The organism is Pseudomonas sp. NBRC 111123 (assembly GCF_001320205.1).
In the GTDB taxonomy this organism is placed as follows: Bacteria; Pseudomonadota; Gammaproteobacteria; order Pseudomonadales; family Pseudomonadaceae; genus Aquipseudomonas; species Aquipseudomonas putida_J.
The window spans coordinates 20,319-38,259 of the sequence record NZ_BCAZ01000034.1; the positions used below are offsets into that span (position 1 = coordinate 20,319).

Annotated in this window: 7 protein-coding genes; 5 read left to right on the forward strand and 2 right to left on the reverse strand. The window is 57.0% G+C overall.

Annotated features, from left to right (window positions below; genetic code table 11):
* Nucleotides 1-222: 222 nt before the first annotated feature.
* A complete protein-coding gene (locus APH27_RS17470; protein ID WP_177331689.1) occupies nt 223-5,160 on the reverse strand; it encodes an RHS repeat domain-containing protein in 4,938 nt (1,645 codons plus the stop codon).
* Nucleotides 5,161-5,187: 27 nt separating this feature from the next.
* Here APH27_RS17470 and APH27_RS26635 point away from each other — a divergent pair, with 27 nt between their 5' ends.
* The gene (locus APH27_RS26635) at nt 5,188-5,373 is read left to right on the forward strand and encodes a hypothetical protein (RefSeq protein WP_177331690.1); all 186 of its coding nucleotides are present in this window, start codon (nt 5,188-5,190) and stop codon (nt 5,371-5,373) included.
* 26 nt (nt 5,374-5,399) lie between these two features.
* Here APH27_RS26635 and APH27_RS26445 read toward each other — a convergent pair whose 3' ends face one another.
* The gene (locus APH27_RS26445) at nt 5,400-6,455 is read right to left on the reverse strand and encodes a hypothetical protein (RefSeq protein WP_156335893.1); all 1,056 of its coding nucleotides are present in this window, start codon (nt 6,453-6,455) and stop codon (nt 5,400-5,402) included.
* 243 nt (nt 6,456-6,698) lie between these two features.
* On the opposite strand from APH27_RS26445, the gene APH27_RS17480 reads away from it, so the two are divergent.
* From APH27_RS17480 to APH27_RS17495, 4 genes are read left to right on the forward strand one after another with little or no spacing between them, the layout of a single operon-like run.
* Nucleotides 6,699-8,516, forward strand: a complete 1,818-nt coding sequence (locus APH27_RS17480) for a hypothetical protein (protein ID WP_060485491.1) — start codon at nt 6,699-6,701, stop codon at nt 8,514-8,516.
* Nucleotides 8,517-8,546: 30 nt separating this feature from the next.
* Entirely contained in the window at nt 8,547-10,991 is a 2,445-nt protein-coding gene (locus APH27_RS17485; RefSeq protein WP_060485492.1) for a hypothetical protein, read from the forward strand.
* On the forward strand, nt 10,988-13,876 hold the full coding sequence (locus APH27_RS17490; RefSeq protein WP_060485493.1) for a hypothetical protein: 2,889 nt from the start codon (nt 10,988-10,990) through the stop codon (nt 13,874-13,876). The genes APH27_RS17485 and APH27_RS17490 overlap by 4 nt, the downstream gene beginning before the upstream one ends.
* Complete coding sequence (locus tag APH27_RS17495; RefSeq protein ID WP_060485494.1) at nt 13,866-17,837, forward strand: RHS repeat protein; 3,972 nt, start codon at nt 13,866-13,868, stop codon at nt 17,835-17,837. The genes APH27_RS17490 and APH27_RS17495 overlap by 11 nt, the downstream gene beginning before the upstream one ends.
* Nucleotides 17,838-17,941 lie beyond the last annotated feature (104 nt).

The window sequence follows — 17,941 nt, forward strand, 5'->3', positions numbered from 1 at the left end:
CTATCGGGGGCGACGGGCCTGGCCTTTGCGCAGGTTGGCCGTGGCAGCGGGAACGAAGGGCCGCACGATAGGAATTAATGGCGATGCAGGATGTAGGTGATTTCTTTTTGGGGAGGGGAATTGTTTTGCAGTGGCAGCGGGGGAAGAATCAGGGCCCCGTAGGGCCCTGAAGAACAGAGATTTTCCGCCTTGAAGATGTGGGAGTGAAGGGTGTACGGAAAATTAGATGTTTTCTACTACTACCCCTTGTTCACTCCCGAAAAGCTTGCTGCCTCCAGAGCTTACTCCCTTGGTGTTCCGGCTCCATGTATTCGTAGCCCCGCGCATCTCGACATGATTCTTGAACGTGAAATTCTTGATTTGCTGCAGCAAATTTAGTGGGTTGCCAGTCGAAGGTGCCTGTTGTGCAGGAGGGCGAGGCGCTTCCCTTTTAACGGCCACAGGGCTGGCTTGGGGGGTAGAATCATAATCGACAGCCGGAATGCTTGGTCCTGCTGAGGCTGTTGAACGCACGCTGCCCCTGGCAGATGCAACAGGCGAAGGAATTGGATCAGGCAACGGATCAGGGACAACGGGGGAATTAACTGTATTTTGAACTGGGTCAGCCTGCGGCCCTCTCAAAGTCGTATCAGCCCCCGCCTTGCTGGAAAACTTGCTTTTACCCCAGCTATGAAGTTTCTGGCCTACTGAAGCCAAGGACATGATAGAACCACCAACGGCCGAAAGTATCATGCCGTATTGGGCAATCTCTGGGTTATCGGCCACTGTGCCGTACACCGCCATACCTAGCCCCGCAGTCACAGCAATACCACCGGCCACGGCGAATAGAATGCCGATGCCGGCAGGCGGGAAGGCAGCTACGAAGGCCAGGCCGACAATGGCACCCATCGCGGCATACATCACGTTCTGCCACTTGTCTAAGAAGGACAGCTTGGGCTTCTTGATGGGGTCGATGACCGGCGGTAGCGGATCGTTGTTGCCTTCGGCGTAATGCCCGGTGGGGTCGCGCCAGTTGACCGGGTTGCCCAGTACATACAGGTAAGGGTTGGTGCCGGATTGCTCCGGTGCGAGCGAGTCCGGGCTGTGGAAGCGCATCAGGCCGGGGTTGTAGGCACGGTAGCCTCGACCCAGCAGGTACCAGCCAAAGGCCGCTTCACGTACCTCGCCATTGAACGCCAACAGGCAGTCCAGGTTTTGCTCTTCCTCGTCCTTCTTATCCAGCGTGCGCTCACCGTAGGCGCTGTAACGGGTGTTGTGCAGGCCACTTTCGGCATACTCGCCGACCACGCTGCCCGCCGCATCGGTCAGCAGCAGGCGGTCGTCGGCAGGCTGCCCTTGCACCTGCATGGCCAGTGGGGTTTCACCGTCATACAGGTAGTGGGTGAGCACGCCGCTATCGTGGGTGGCGCTGAGGCGGTAGCCCTGGTAGCGGCGCTGCACCTCGGCGGCGTTGCCGTGCTTCACCCCGAGCAAGTGGTCATGGCCGTCGTAGCGGTACTTGGCCAGTACCTCTATATCGTCGCTGGCACGAACCTCGGTCAGGCGGCTGCGGTCGTCGTAGTGCAGCAGGCGGCCCCATTCATCGTTGCGCATGTTGCCGTCGGCGTCGTAGCTGAAGGCCTGGTCGGCCGGGTAGTCTGGCTGCAGGCTGTGGGTCACGCGTTCGAGCTGGCAGCTGCCATCAGTCTTGTAGGTAAAGCTGGCTTCGTCCGTTTCGCCGTCTGCAAAGTTGGTAATGCAGTCGGTCAGTTGGTCCCTTTCATCGAAGCGCATGTACTGCTCGGTCATGGCGCGTCCGGCCGTGTTGCGGGGCAGTTGCGAGCCTTTGTATTCGACACTGTCAAGGCGGTCCAGTTGATCGTAGGCGAAGGTCTCCTCAAGTAGCAATTCTTCGCCCTGACGGCGTGTACGGGTGTGCAGCTGATCATCGTCACGCCACTGCTGCGTCAACACCTGTACCGTTCCGTCGTCCAGGGTGAATGTGCGTTGCACCTCGCGGCCGAAGCAGTCGTACTGCTGTTCACAGGTGACCTTGCGCTTGCTGTGCTGGTCCACGGTTTCGGTTTTTTTCAGCCGGCCATCGTCGTCGTATTCGAAGCTGGCCTCAAGTTTACCCCGCGTGGTTGTGGTCAGGCGGCCCTGCGCGTCATAGCGGTGAACAGTTGCCTCATCATGACTGGTGCGCGCCAGGGTGCGGCCTTGCAGCGAGTGGCGATAGTGGATGGTATGGTCGTCGGTGATACGGCTGTTAGTCGTTTCACCTGCCCAGCTTTCCTGTAGCAAGTAGCCCTGGTCGGTGTAGAGGTAGGTGCGCTTGCCCTCGGTGTTGGTGGCCGAGGTAATGGAGGCGTCTGGGCGTTCGAAATTGAAGCTCGGGTTGTCGAGACTTGTCGTCTGCTGCCCTTTTTCGTCGGTGAGGGTGGTGCTGATCAGAGTGGGTTGGGTCGTGACTTCAGGCTGATAGCTATAGGTATGGGTGCGTTTGCTGCTGCGGTGATGCTGGTGTACCAGGGTACGCCCTTCCTGGTAGTCATAGCGCTCGATCCGCGGCCCGACGGCCAGCGTGCTCATGCGGCCGAGGCCATCGAAGGTGCGAGTGCAGATAGGGGTGGCATCGCCTTCGAGCCCAAGCTGCGTCGTGAGGTCCTCGCTGGTAAAGTTGGCGAACTTACGCACTAATGCGCTCTGGTCGGGGCGTTCGTTGCGCGCCATGCGGCCCCAGACGTCATAGCTGAACTTCCATGTATGGCGCATGGGAGCCTTGGGCGCCGCTTTGGTGCTTCGCGGGTCGCGCTGGGTGCGTGTCTCCTGCACGCTACGGCCAAGGCCGTCGTACAGGTAATCACGCCTTCCCACTTCTTGCCCATCCAGGTCAATGCGCTGTTCATACACGGGTTTGCCAAAGCGGTTGAGTTCTGTTTTGTGCAACTGGCGCCTGACCGGTTTTTCCGGCGTCCCTTCATTCGGGCGCTCCTGCCAGGTTTCGATGATCTCGCCGTCTGTGCCGAACGGGTCGCGTTGCTGGCGCTCAATGACGCCATCAGGGCGGATGGTCTTGCTCAGGTCGCCCCAGTCGCTGTATTCGAAGCGGGTGGTCAGTTCGAGGCGTTCGTTGTCATCGAGCGCGTCATAGACCGTTTCAGCGCACTGGCGCCCCACGCTGTCGTATTGCTTCGTCGCCACCAGAAACGTCTGGCGCACCGGTTTGTCAGGGTCATTGGCCGTATCGATCTCGCGTTTCTCGCTTACGCTGCGGTTGAGGCCGTCGAACAACAGGGTACTTACAACCTTCTGCACATCGGTTGTCACATTTGATGGCTGGGAACCGTTCACACTCAAGTGGTAGGCGTAGGTGCGCGATTCCTCGAAGCGGGTACCTGGTGCCACGGTTTCGCGAACCCGGCGACGCAGCGCATCGTAGTAGATGTGCGTATACACGCCATTGCTGTCCTGCTGGCGCATGACTTGGCCGGTGTAGCGTGATACGGCATTGAGCAGGGTGCGTTCGATGAGGTCATGACCCTTCGTGGTGTGACGGGTCTGGAGCAGGCTCTGCTTGCCGTCATCGCCATTGATCAGGCTGTAGAACCATGAGCTGGTGGTGGTCTTGTCCTTGAGCGGGTCGTCACCATGCTTCATGGTCTGGCGCACGGTGTTCGGGCGCATGTGCAGCAGAGGGTTGTCCGGCTTCTCGAGATAGGTAAGTTCGCTGTGTTGCAACAGGGTAACGGCTGCACCCTCCTCGGCGCTGGCCAGTTGCAAGGTGCGCTGATCGCTGATCAACGTATCGCCGAAACGCTTGCGTGCGCCATCGAGAGGGGCGATTGCCTTGTGGCGATAATGACTACGCAGGATGGCCGCCTCACTTTTTGCCTGGGTAGAGGGATAGGTGGTCTTGTACTTGATCCGTCGCTTGAAGTGCTGCGGGTCGGCTGGGCAGGCGACCTGTTCCTTGCCATCGATAATTTCCTTTTCGCCTTCGATGGGGTAATAGGTGTATGCGGTGCGGATTCCGTTGTGCTCGATCTCCTCAAGCAAGTTGCAATGCTCATCGAAAGTCGTCGTTTTGGTTTCTTCGCGGGGCCAGGTGGCCCCCCCCTCGAGCTTCCAGCGTAGGGTCACCTTGTGCGGCAGCTGGAAGTACGCCGGTTGCCGGGCAAATGGCATCCCCTTTTGCTCGTGGTATTCGGTGCTGGTTTCCTGCACGCAACCGTTCTGCACTTCGGTTTCGCGGATTATCAGGTGAAAGCGGTTATAGCGACTGGTAATGGTTTTCAGCACCTTGCCATCGCCCTTTGAAGTGTCATCGGCTGCCTTGAGCCAATGGCTGGCGGTTGAACCATATTCGAAATCGTTGCCGGTAAACTGGTACAAATTGTCCAGGCCATCATCACGCCACGTGATGCCACTGGCACCCCTGCCGAGGTAGTTGTTGTCGGTGTAATCGTAGGTGGTGACCATGACCGGCTGACCGAAGCGTGGGTCGATGGCATGGCGCTTGACCCGTGGCAGCGGCGGGCGGGCATCGTTCGGGAACCGGTGTCCGTTGTTTCCGACCCAGTATTCGATCGTTTCCACGGCCCCGGAAGGGGTGGTCATCTCCTTGATTAGTGCCAGGTTCTGTTCCTGGTCCTTGTCATACGCGATGTACTCGTAATCAAGTGTCCAGCCGGCACCTTCCGCGGTCGGTAGCAGCACCTGGTTGGGGAGCCTTAGCGCTGGGGTTCCACGCTTATCGAGTTTGACCTCGTAACGGGCCGCAGGCAGGGTTTTGCTGTCGACGTTCGGATACAGGTCGAACACTACACTGCCACTGTTGTAGGCAATGTTCAGCAGTGTCACGTCGTTTCCGTCGACGATGCTTGTCAGGCAGGGTATCTGGTTGAAGTTGTCATCATAGTTCAGGGTGATCCCATGCCCAGACGCCGCTTCGATGCGGACCGGCAGGGCAACGCGGCGGTTGCTGGGGCCTTTGAGCTGCAGAAACTCCACCAAGCCATTCTTGTATTCCACACGCCAGTTTTCTGCATCTTCCTGGTGCAGGTGGAAGCTTTCCAGCTTGCGCTCGTCGATTGCCAGCCCGGTACCGTCGCCCTTGTCGCTGCCGGTCACCTTTATCGTCTCGCCGGTCTGCAGGCTGAGCAGATTGCTGGCAGGCACATACTGGCTGAGGTTAAGGCTCCAGCCGTGGCCGAAACCGGCATCCAGATGGTTCATCGGGTTGAAGCCAAGGCGCAGCGGCAATGCCGGGCCCATCTGATCGTTACCTACCAGTTCTGGCAGCACGATAGCCAGGGTGAATTGACCGGTGCGCGGGTCTACGCTGTTCTGCACGAAACTGCTGAAGTTATAGGCGTTGGATTGCGCTGTTGAGGTCGTCGACATATCCAGTTGCTCCTTTACTGTGCGGTAGGTCGAAGGGTTGCGCAGAGGTAGCGGGTTTCACCGTTCTCATCGTTTTTGTGCGCACGGCCGATCATTACTTCGTTCTCTGCGCATGTTTCGTCTGTGCCACTGCTTTCGCTGTGCTCGGGTGACCACTGGGTGGGTTCGACAAGAACGCTGCGTTTGTTGGTTGAGTCGACGAGGGAGGCGCATTGATACCGGGTGTTCCCATTTTCGTCGTCCTTATGATGGCGGCCGGTCATGACGGTGTTGATCGGGCAGGTAAAATAGATATAGCGCTTGTCATTGCCGGATGGCATCGCGCTTTCCTCGTCTGGGTCCAGGCCCGATTCCCGAAACGTGACAGACCATTTTCGGTCTTCGATCACATAACCTTCAGCAGTGCGGCAGTTATAAGAGGTCTTCCCGTTTTCATCACCACGGTGTTTTCGTTCATATATCATCGAAGCGTCAGGGCAGACACGTTCTATGTCTTCGCTCTCTTTTTTTTCACCCAGCGTTCCGCCAGGCTTTAGTTTTAACGACGCCATCGGGCTCGGGGTGTCAATATCGGCGGATGCAACAAACTTTACGCACGTGGTCGCATCGCGCATGGTATCGCCAGACACCGCTTTTTTGTCCACGAGTTTCAAGCCGCGAAATATGGTTTGGCCTTTTGAATAAGTTTGAAGTTCTTCAAGTGAATAGATTTGTGGAGACCCCGTGTTGGTGGCGGTGGTTTTGAATTTAAGCCAATAGTCGTTTTCTCCGGCCGCTGCCGTATTACAGTCAGGTCGGGAGGAAAAGATTATTTCCATGGCTGAAGGTAGCCGATCAAAGCGAACGCTCCGCACGGTGTTGGGATAGCATTCGTAGCTTGGGCTATTCGTCGCATAATTATAGGTCTGCCCCGAACCCTCGGCCGGCGGAAGAAAACCGCAAGGCATGTTGTTTTTGCTCAACAGTGTGACGCCGCCGAGTGGCTCGTTGGCATAGGCCTGTGTGTTCAGTGTTGCACTGAACATGGCAATGCACAGAGGAAGCAGGATGCCCTTTCTTAAAACTTTCATCATTGTGTCCTATGGCTGACTATTTGATTGGTCATCTCAGGGGGGAGGCCGCACAAAAAGCTTAAAAGGTTGCGTGGTCGCAGGCACCTGGCAGAAATGACAGGGGCGTACCTGTTAAAACTGTCAGGTGCGTCTCCGCCAAGAGTGTGATAGCCCGGCGCGTACCTAGTATTTTTGCCAGTTGGTGAACGTGCTGATTGAGCTTATTACTAATGGCCAGTCCATTCGAATAAGGCAATTTTCATGCGACGCCCCCCCGCAGTTAGACAGGAAGACTTGCTTCCTGCGCCGACCATTGAAAACCGTAACTCGTATGACGAAATCGACCTGAAGGAGTTAGGCGATGGGGCATTGGTTACGTACATTCAATACGATGGGATCGCCGTAGGCGACAAGATCAGGATTTATTGGCGAGGTGCCACGGCTGAGGGAAGTGCCCTGGAGACGGTGGGTACAGAGATCGAGGTCGAAGAGCCGGAGTTTGACCCGGTCAAACAACGTCTGCGCGTGCATATTGCCAATCACTATCTCACCCAGGCCGATCAAGGTTATGCCTTCTATCACTACGAGCGTGTGAGCGGTACGCCTGCCAGCTCACTGCGTACCTTCAGCTTCATCGGCGTACGGCCGCATCGCATGGAGCATATGCCGGTGGCGCAGGCCGTTGAATCCCATGCCTTGCATATCGATCCGGACGCGTTGGGCAGCAGCGGCGTTACGTTCGTGGCGCCGCCCTATGCCGCGATGCGTGTGGGGGACACCGTGACATTGGTGCTTCGCGGTTACAAAGCCAACGGTGCTTTAGACAAGGAGTATGCCTATCGGCTGGAAGTGGAGGAGGACCGTGTTGGCCACAGCCTGGCTTGGCTGGTACCTAAGGGGCCGTTCAACTTCATCAAGAAGGGACATGCAGAAGTTCATTACGAGATCGCTTTTTCCCATCACAACGAAGGGGTTGATGGGCCAGTCCAGACCTATCGAATTGACTCGATACCCGCAGACCCGGCTTTGCTGCCTGCCGTTGATATTGTGGGCTACACCGGTGGCCCACTGGATCCTGAAAGGTTCCCTGACGGCCTGACGGTGCAGGTGCCTCCGTACCCGGCGTTGAATACCGCTGACTGGACATTGCTGCATGTCAACGATGAGCCAGGTGCTGCTGCGCTGCGTGCCGACCTGACCACACTTGCCACGGGTGTGCAGGGTATACACCTGGATGCGCAGGTGCTCAAAGGTGCGAAGCAGCTGACGCTGGGTTACCAGGTTGCTCGCGAAGGGCTGGGTCTTGCAGGGCAGCTGCTGGACATCGAAGTGCTGCAGCCGCGAACTTTCCTGCCCGTTCTTGTGCTGGATGGGGAGACAGAACCCCCTGAACCAAACATGTGGCTGGCTGCTGAACAGGCGACAGCCGGTGCCACCGTCGTGGTGCCCGACCCTGACCTGCGTGCGGGTGAGCGGCTGCAGTTGGTCTGGCAAGGACGTTCGCAAGCCGGGCAATACGAACAGACGCTGGTGGAGGGAAGTGTTCCTCCGTATCGCTTCACTGTTCCGCCCACTGCCGTCGCCGCCAACATGGAGGCGACTGAAAGCGCAACGGCTAAGCGCTTCCCGGTGTTTTTCCGCTTGCTACGCGACAACTTGCCCCCGTTGGAGTCGCCGCTCGTGCAATTGCGGGTTCTGCCCTTGGCGCGGACACGCTATCCGACCATTCAGTGTGACGAAGCGTCGGGCACGACGTTGTCGCTGGCTGCGGTGCCAAGTGCAGGTGCCACGTTGAGGCTGCCTGCCTGGGCGTTCATGGCAACTGGGCAGCAGCTCAACGTTGTTTACCGCGGCGTGAAAAAAAATGGCAGTGCCCTCGTGGAGTTGTTACGCAGTGAATTCGCGAGCGAAGAGGAAGTGCGTAATCGCGAAGTAGTGGTGAAGCTGGATAAGGGAATTTTGGCGGAGCAGAAGCTGGGTGGCAATTTTCTGCTGGATGTAAAAGTTAATTTTGAAAATACGGGTCAAGATGACACCTGGTTTGATTTCCCCGGGTTGGATTTGACGTTGAATCCATAAATGGCTGATTTTATTAACTGAGTATTGATCATGGAAAAGAATACTGGACTTTTTGCGGCGGGTGAGCGCTTGTCACTACAGGCGTATCTGGATTTGATGGCGAAGGAGGTGGATGGCCTTGGGTGGGATGCGATTCTTGTTTACGACAGGGTCAAGACAAACGTCATTCTGCTGCAGGAGTATATTCAGCGTTTTAATAAAGAATCCTGGTTCCCACCTGCTACGTTTGATGCATCCACCACCGCTAGCGTGATTGAGCGAGTCATCGACTATCGGTTTGATAAGCCACGCCTGTCCTTTTCTAACGCCAACCTCGAAAGTTCGCGGCTAGACTTGATTATGAAAGTCGTTGGCGGCAAGCAGATTACGATCGAAAATCCGAATAATAAAAAATTGCGGCAAGTGACCCGTATCAAGATGGCGGATGCTTTGAATGGTCCAATCCTGCGTGCGCGTGTGAACCTGGAGGAGGTCAACGTCGGCCTGACCAGAGGGCATGTTGGCATGGATTTGAGCAAGGGGACGGCATACGAACTCTCGTTTGCGGACACCCCTGTAGAGGACGCGATTGGCGGGGACGCCGTAAAGAAGGTGTTTGAAAGCTGGTTGGGCGCACATAAGATTTTTGAGCTCAGCCACATGACACGCACGGACAACTTGATGAAGCCCGAGTCCATAACGATACGGACACAGGCTTCCGCGGACAGCAAGGTATTGGGTGCCGACAGCGAGGGCGATGGCGTTGTATTGGTTTTTGTTAAGATGGAAGGCAATCGATCAGACCTGAAGCTTCCGGCAAAAGGATTTAGTTACTTCCTCCCGGGTAAGGCTGGTGAGTTCTCGGCTGCGATGCTTTTTTCGGGAGCCAAGATGTTTGAAAGGACGGTGCCCGTTATCATCAAAAATATGGACTACAATGGGATCGAGTTTTTTGCGAAATACGAGAATGGTGCAATTACTGCTACGAGTGGTGGGAGGGTAATGTCTCAACATTATGTCATAAGAGATTACTTCACTTTGTACCCCGCTGATTTCGGTGCGGTTTTTACGGATCAGCGTTCTGAAAATGGTCATTATGGAGACCTGAAGTTACGGTTTGTTGATGGCAAGATTAAATTGACGTGGACGGGGGGTGCCGCTGTTCCCGTGAAAATTTATAATAGTGTTGACAAGGAGATGGTTTACGGGGAGTTCTTATTTCGGCACAGCTATGAGGGTGCGTATGATTTGTCGCCTGATGTGAATGGTGTTATTAGTTTTAAGTTTGGAGAGAAAGTTTACAGTTCCTCGATGGGTGTGGACGGTTTTGAAGACATAATATTCGCAGGCGCTGTATTGTACAGCTCGGGCTATAAAGAATTCCTCGATAATAAACTCGTTCCGCAGGTGACGGAAGGATTTGAGCGTCTGGACACGGAAATCGACACCTTCCTCCTACACAATCTGCTATTCCAAGGAACGCAGGTGTTTCACACCGAAAGTACCCATGCCCCCGGCCCTTTGGTAACGCTCGGCCAATTGAGCCCGAAACTGACAACCTTCCAGATTGACCCGGAAGAAACCATCGTGGGCGCAGGCCGCACGTTTAAATTCAAGACCACGGGTGCAAACGTACCGGTCACGTGGTCGGTCGCAAACCTTCCGGATGGGAGCGGAAAAACAGGCGAGATCCACCCCGACACAGGCGAATACACAGCCCCCGTCCAAGCAGACTTGCCCGGCAACCATAAGCGGGTAATCGTCACCGCGAAAGCAAAATCGGGTAATGCAGTGAGCCAGGCATTGGTCGGCATCGTCAGCCGGGATATCGGCCTTGACCCGATTGTGATGATGGCCAACCCCGGTAACACCGGCTACAAGGTCCGCGCCACAGGCCTGGATAGTAGCGAAACGATTACCTTCAAAATGTCGAACGGCGCGAAGGGCAAGGTGATCGACGACCCAGACGCCGATCCTGCAGTCCCTTATTCGAAACTGTATGTCCCCCCTGCCAGCCAAGCGGACATTGCTTCGGGGCCACGACCCATTCCGGCGCAATGGCTGGCATACCGCAAGACGCCAGAATGGACCCTTGAAGAAGAGCTGTCCGAGTACCTGCATGTTGAGCAGGTAATTGCACAAGGTTCCAAAGGAAGCAAGCAGGAAGTCGAAGTGCTGCTGCTCATGCAAAACATCACCAATTGGTTCGAATTCAAGCCGTCAGGCCAGGGAATCCAATTGGAGCACTGGAGCACCAACAAAAAGCTGGGTGATCACATCGTGCCCAAGGAGAAGACGTTCTGGTTCAAAGTCAAGGGCGCGGGAACGCTCGTTGACGGCGTATATACGCCCGATCCTTCGTCTGATGAAACCTACGCCGTCATCGTGGCGATCGAGGAAAACGACGACGTCTATAAGTGGGTGCCCGCTATTCTGCCGATCCCGTTCGTTGGGGTGGAAACCTACCTTGACATGGTCAAGGAGGACCTGAAATGAACATCCATTCCAAAGATGCCCTCCTGGAACGCCTACGCAGTGGTGGCGTGATGCATGACTGGGGTGCGATCGTGGCGATCGATGGCGCACAAATCAATCGGATGCTCGAGCAGCAATTTTTGAGCGCATTCGACGACCAGCGTTTCATCCTGCCCTTCGAAGATGCCTTCGCCCTGGATGATAGCCAGACCGAATTCCTCACCCTCTCCAATGTGGTGCTCGGGCCGCCGCAGCTTTCGTTCGAAAGCGCTTCGATGGCCAATGCCAAGGCCAAGGTCACGCTGCCCATCCTCACCGGCAGTGTCGTCTCCAGGCTGCATTTCGCCGGCCGCCCGCCGCGTCTGAACTACAGCAAGAACTTGCATGAGCGCATGGGTTATAAGCTGAGCATGACGGTGATGTTGCAAGTTCAGGCGACCGGCATCAGCAACCAGGGCCGTTTGACGCTCGACCTGGCGAAGGGCGAGCTACCCAGTTGTAACCTCGGGGTGACCGAGAGGGCAGCTGCGCTCATAGGCCAGCGTATCAACCAGCGAATCCTGGAACACCCCTCGTATAGTCAGACCACGGTTGCCGCTACGCTGGACTTCAGTGATTTTGGGCCATTGTGCCCCGTGGACTTCACCGTGCGCACCCAGCCACATCCTGAAGGCCTGTTGAAGGATTCGCCACATGCTGGAGAGGGGGCGGTGGTGCTGTTTTGCAGGCTCAAGGTCGGTGCAAAGGATGGCACCTTACCAGCCAACCCGGCTACATTCCCCTACCTGATTCCGAATGATACTCGCGCAGACGGTGTGCCGACGTTCAATACCACGGTGCTGTTGAACCAGGAACTTAAAGGCCTTTTCACCAAGTATCAGTCAGGCATGCTGGATCAATTGCGCATGCCCAACGCCCAGGCAGTGGGTGTGCTGGAGCAGCATGACCCTCTGGATCGAGTGCTGTTCGGTAGCATCGATCCAACCCCGGATACCTACAATGTCGAGCCGTTGCGCTCGCAGATGGAGGCCGGCCAGCGACGCCAGTTGACATTGAAGGGGGGCACAACAGCCGTCGACGCCGCCCAGCAGTTGTGGGGCGCCGAGTTGATGCAGTTCTCCATCGGTTCCAAGGATATTACCCAAGGCGGGAACTATACCTCGCAACCCGAAGGCTTCCGCCAGGCGCAGCAGGTGGTGGTGGTTTCCAACCACTTCCAGACCCAGCAGGGCGAACAAGTGCGCAATGCCCTGATTGTCGAGTCGGTCAAGGCCCTGGAGCTATCGCCGCGGGTGGCCACCTGGTCGGAGGGCGACCGGGCTATCACGTTTTCGAGTTCCGACAGTTCGGTAACCTTTGCAATTGCGCCGGGTGAGCCAGCGCACGGCAAGCTGACTGACCAAGGTGGGGGAATGGCGCAGTTCGTGCCTGACACACCTACGGAGTATGTCCCGGAAGTACTGATGCAGCGCATTGTGGCGACTGCCAGCAGCGGGGAAAGTGCCGAAGCCGTGGTGGTCATCTATGCCTACCCCGGCACGCTTACGCTCGAGCCCGATTATGTAGCCGAAGTCGATGCCGCAGAACCCATCCAGTTCGCGCTGGCCGCACAGCAGGTTGAACTGGAAAATGGAAAATCCCTCAGTCTGCCTGACCCGGCCCTGGCTACGCGTTGGGCAGTGTTCGGGGAAGGCAGCATTGACCAGAGTGGGCTGTATACCCCGCCGGCCACGCGTTCATCCATTGCAGCTGTGGTCATGGCAGAAGTCAACGAAGACCCCAGCGGTTATGCCGTGATCGAACTGGCTGAGAAATCGAAGGTTCCGCCGGTCTGGCGCAGCTTGCAGCGTTTCGATTTGGAGGTGCGTGGCGCCCCCGAATGCCTGGCCAACGGTATGCAACAGGTGGAAGTGCTGGTCACCATCGAGACCACCAAAGAGGGCGACGTGGAGATTCCGCTGAGCCCGACCGAGATCGGTACGCTGAAATTCTATGACCTCATCAGCAATGTGCAATTGCCATTCGTACCGACGGGTGACGATGGGGTACGTCCTGCGCCAGGTGTTGCGCCCTGGCATGTCAACCTGGCTGCAAACCCGTTCAAACCCCGCGGAGCCCCGACCGTGCGGGGTGAGGTGCAAGGGGAAGGCGCGACCAAGCGCAAGCTGTTCTACTTCCAGAGCACCACTGCCGGCAACCCGGAATTCTACGCCAAGTTCACCAAGGACGGCGGCGGTGAATGGGACTCCCGCGACAAGCAGAACACACTCAAGTTGCAGAGCCTCACTGCCCCCAGCTTTCCCAAGTCGGACTATACGTTCGAGCGCGAGCGGGTATTCAATGAGCCGCCGCCTCCTGCCGGTAGCCAGGACGAATTCAGTTTCAGCGACGAAACCATCGACTACTGGTTTTTGTCGTGTCACCACCTGGGGGTTCCGGTGCGTTTCATGACCTGCACGCTGAGTGCGGCATCTGCTATTCGCTGGGAAAGCGAGCAAGTCAAGGAAACCTACTTCAGCTACCTGTCATATGCCTTCAACTCCCCAGGTGAGGCCGCGCCGACGGAACTGACGATCGACGGCCGCCTGTTGGCGATGGCTGATGAACTGAAATACGAAGGGCTGAAATCCGACTTTGTCGATAACAAGGTGCCTGGCAAAGGCCAGCTGATGATCTGCCTGCATCGCGTACCTGACATGCCGTACTGGCACGACAAGATGGCCAAGGGCAGCGTCCAGAAAATGTACCGAGCCGAGTTGGACAAAGGGCTCGAAGCCCAGCTGTACGATGAAGAGGGCAACCTTCATGAGCTGCGGGTCGACTTCCTGGGTCGTACCGTGCTGGATAGCCGCAACCTGCTGGTACTCAACATAGGCACTAATCGAGGGATCAAGCATGAGCAATAAAAACTGGTTGCATTCGAACGCGTTCAATTTCGTGAGTTTCGTGCAGAACAGTGTTGACCCACGTACCGGGCAGTACACCCTGGGTATCAGCTTGCCGGAGTTGGTGGGCAACCAGCTCATGGGCCCCTCGCTGCCACTGCGCCTTGGGTTCAACCCGATGAGCAGTCAAGATTCAGGCTTTGGTCATGGCTGGAGTTTAAACCTTACGCAATACACGCCCGCCAGCAATATGCTGGAACTGCACACCGGGGAGCGTTACAAGGTCACCGGGTCTGACATGGGCGATGGCACCGGGCTGGGCATCGACGAGCGTACGCTGGAAAGCTTCCACATGCATGAAGACACGCCAGGCACCCACTGGCGGGTAGTGCACAAGTCCGGCCTGGTAGAGTTTCTGGAGCTGCGGGGCAGTGGTAACAATACCGTTGCACTGCCGGTACGCGTCGAGGGCCCACTGGGGCACTGGATTACCTTGGCCTACGACTACAGTTACAACGGCATACCTTGCCTGACCAGCATCGAAGACGGCGCCGGGCTCAAGCTGCTTGGCTTGTCGTACACCAGCGGCGAGGTACGCCTTGACCTGCACCCAGATTCAGGTAGCCAGGGCAGGCCGTTGGCGCGGTATACCCTGGGCCTGAGCACCGAGGGTACACCTGCATTGCGCTTGCCGGTATCGGTGCAACTGCCCTTTGACCAGGATGATCCAACCGCGAGCAAGGGCAGTTGGCGCATGCAATACCAACACTTCGCTTACGAGCGCGACCGCAACCTTGCGGTGCTGCGCAAGGTGGACAACCCAGTAGGTGGCAGCGAGACCATCGAGTACGAGTACGGTGACAGGATTGGCCATCGCTTCCCGGGGGATGTACATCCGGCGTTGCCAAGGGTGAAGCGTCATCGCATCGAGCCTGGTGCCGGGCAGCCCGCCATGTTGACCACCTACGCGTACTCGGACAATAACTTCCTGGGGCGCGGGGCTGCTGGTGTCAGTTGGCTCGACAATGGCCTTGACAACCTCTACCAGTTTACGGGTGCGGATTTCGAGTATCACACGCAGATCACTCATTACCTGCACGCCGACAAACCAGAGAATGCACCAGAGCAGGTGCTGAAAACCGTTACACAGTACTACAACCGTTTTCACCTCATGACCCGCCAAGTCACTGCGCAGAACGAAAACGTGCACGAAGTGGCCACGCAGTATCACGAGGTGCCTGGCTTGCCCTTCAGGCGGCAGCCGAAGTTCTTCCAGATGCCAGACACCGTTACGCGGCGCTGGAAAAAAGGCAGCGGCTCTACAGGGTCACGGGAAGAAACTGACAAGACGCTATACGACGATTACGGCAACCTGCTTGACGAAATGCTGGCCAACGGTGTGCGCACCCGCTATGCGTTTTACCCCAAGGAGGGGGCGGGTACCGACTGCCCGCCGGATCCCCAGCAGTTTGTGCGCAGCCTGCGCGACACGACGGTGATACCTGGCCCTGGCGAGCAGGGGCAAACGGTGGCGCCAATCCGCTGTACTCGCTTTACCTATGCGCAGCTGCCAGCCAGGGAGGGCGCCCAAGACAGGGCGGGTACGCTACTGGTCAAGAGTGAGACCTTACTGAACCTTGCCAGTGAAAGCGACCAGATCGGCCAGTCATACAGTGCGACGGATTACACGTATTACGATACGCACCGCGCCGGTATGGAATACGGCCGCCTCAAAACGCAGGTCACCACGCTCGACGAAAAACCGACCAGCATTTCCTACGTTTATGAGATGTCGCAGGAGATCGGTGCCAATGTGCTACAAACGGTACAGACACATACCGGCTTCGACCATGGCAAGCCTCAGGCGGACGGCAGCCCTCGTCATGCTGAAAAAGTCATTACCCTGCGTCAGGATGTGTTGACCAACCTGCCGCTGCTCAACCGTGACGACAATGAGGTAGAGATTGCGTACGTCTACGATCCGCTGCGTCGAGTGATCGAGGAGATTGTCTCGCCCAACGACGCGGAGTTCAGGGCTACGCGCAAGTACACTTACAGTCTGGTTACCCTGGCCGGCCAGCAGGCTGAGCAAACCAGCGAGGATGTCAAGGGAGTGGTCACCCGTACCTGGGTAGATGGCCTGAACCGCGCTGTGGCGCAGGAACGTGAGGATGCGGACAACCCCGATAAATTGCGTGCCAAGGCCTTCCGTAGCAGTTACAAGATGACCCATGACGGCTTCGGCAACCTTGTCGAGGAAACCGAGTACGACTGGCTGGACTATGAGCCCGGCAACGTCGATGCCCGGGCCGCACAACAGGTTGGCAAGCCGGTGCAGGCGACGGCAGCGGAAACCGCCTACACCACGCGCTACCTCTACGATGATTGGGGCCAGCAGTATTGCCAGATCGGCCCGGACAACGTCAGGCATTTCGAGCAGACCGACCCGCAGGGCAGTGACAAGTGGAATAAAGGCCCGGTGCAAACCCGTTGGCGCGAATCGGAGGATGGCGAACTGCGTGACGCCAGCACGGGTGAACTACTGCGCACTGGCGGAGTAGGCCGAACAGGCAAGACTGTCAGCTGGCTCAACCTGTTTGAAATGCCCGTACAGGTGGAGCGCTTCGACCTCGAGGCGCCGGGCCAGGTCGGCGCGTCCTACAGCGTGCAGCAAAACCACTACGATGGCCTGGGGCGCCTGACGCAGGAGATAGACCCTCGCAAGGCCAGCAAATACTTTGTCTACGACCTGTTTGACCGGCTGGTGGACGAAACCCTCGCTGACGGGAGCGTGGTGCACCGCGACTATGCCTCGCACAGCGGAGAAGATTTGCCGGTGCTCATCAAGGTCGGTAACAAGGTGCTCGGTGAACAAGAGTTCGATGGCCTGGCCCGCATGGTCGGATCAATTACGGGGGGGCGCAAACGGCAGATGTTCTACCTGCCGGGCCAGCGCCAGCCCCACAAGGTGATTACGCCAGCCGGTGAAACCATTCTCTACACGTACAACCCTCAATTGAATGATGAGCCTGTCACGCGCAAGGTCGTCGATCCGACGTCCCAGGTTGCTGCGAAGAACCTCGATGCCACGTATGCTTACGACAAGCAGAACGCGCGCTTGAGCACTGCCGTCGAGCAAGGGGAGCAGCTCGAGCGTACCTATTTCAGCACGGGTGCGGTCAAGTCGGAAGTGCGCAACGCTTACAGCATGTATTACCAGGCCAGCTTACGTGAGCGCGAACTGACCTACACCGATGTGCTCGGCCAGGTTCAGCGCTATGAATACAACACTGCAGGCCAATTGGCGCTGACGACTTTAGGGGAAGTAACGGCGCGCTTCACGTATGACACCCTTGGCCGTCTGATCAAGACGGATACGCGTGAAGGGGAGCAGTTCCTGATAACGGAGTTGCGCTACGACGCGTTTGACCGAGAAGTGTTGCGCACGTTCACGATGAATACAACAGAGCAAAGCCTGGCGCAGGAATATGATGTACGGGACGCTTTGATCTCGCGAACGCTGCAGGAGGGTGAGCATGTACTGCGTAAGGAGACTTATGGCTACGACGATCGAGCGCGGTTGGAGGAGTATGCCAGCGACGGTGAACTTTCCCCGGTTGATCCATTTGGCAAGACGATCCGTGAGCAGTACTTCCGCTTTGACGAAATCGATAATATCACCGATGTAGTAACGGCATTTGAAGGGGGCAGCAATCAGGCAAGTTACCTATTCGAAAATCCCGATGACCCGGCACAGTTAACCGGTATCATCAACGATCATCCTGATTACGCCAGTGGTAATGTGGAGCTTAAATATAACCCGAACGGGTGTATGATCAAGGATGACGCAGGGCGTGATATGACCTATGACGGTTTGAACCGTATGATCAAAGTGATCGTGCCTGCAAAGGACGATGTTCCCGAGCAAACGTGTCACTACGGCTATGACCCTGTGGACCGGCTGGCCAGTCAGGATAGTTAGAATCTGGTGGTGTAAACGGTAATGAAACGGCCCGTGCTTGCACGGGCTTTTTCATGCCTGTCAAGGCCAAGGGGGGGTCAGATACCTGATAAAAATGCCAGTTG

Excerpts from the sequence above, each read along its gene's own strand:
- APH27_RS26445 (WP_156335893.1), bottom strand. The coding sequence starts at position 6,455 with ATGAAAGTTTTAAGAAAGGGCATCCTGCTTCCTCTGTGCATTGCCATG.
- APH27_RS17480 (WP_060485491.1), top strand. The coding sequence starts at position 6,699 with ATGCGACGCCCCCCCGCAGTTAGACAGGAAGACTTGCTTCCTGCGCCG.
- APH27_RS17485 (WP_060485492.1), top strand. The coding sequence starts at position 8,547 with ATGGAAAAGAATACTGGACTTTTTGCGGCGGGTGAGCGCTTGTCACTA.
- APH27_RS17490 (WP_060485493.1), top strand. The coding sequence starts at position 10,988 with ATGAACATCCATTCCAAAGATGCCCTCCTGGAACGCCTACGCAGTGGT.
- APH27_RS17495 (WP_060485494.1), top strand. The coding sequence starts at position 13,866 with ATGAGCAATAAAAACTGGTTGCATTCGAACGCGTTCAATTTCGTGAGT.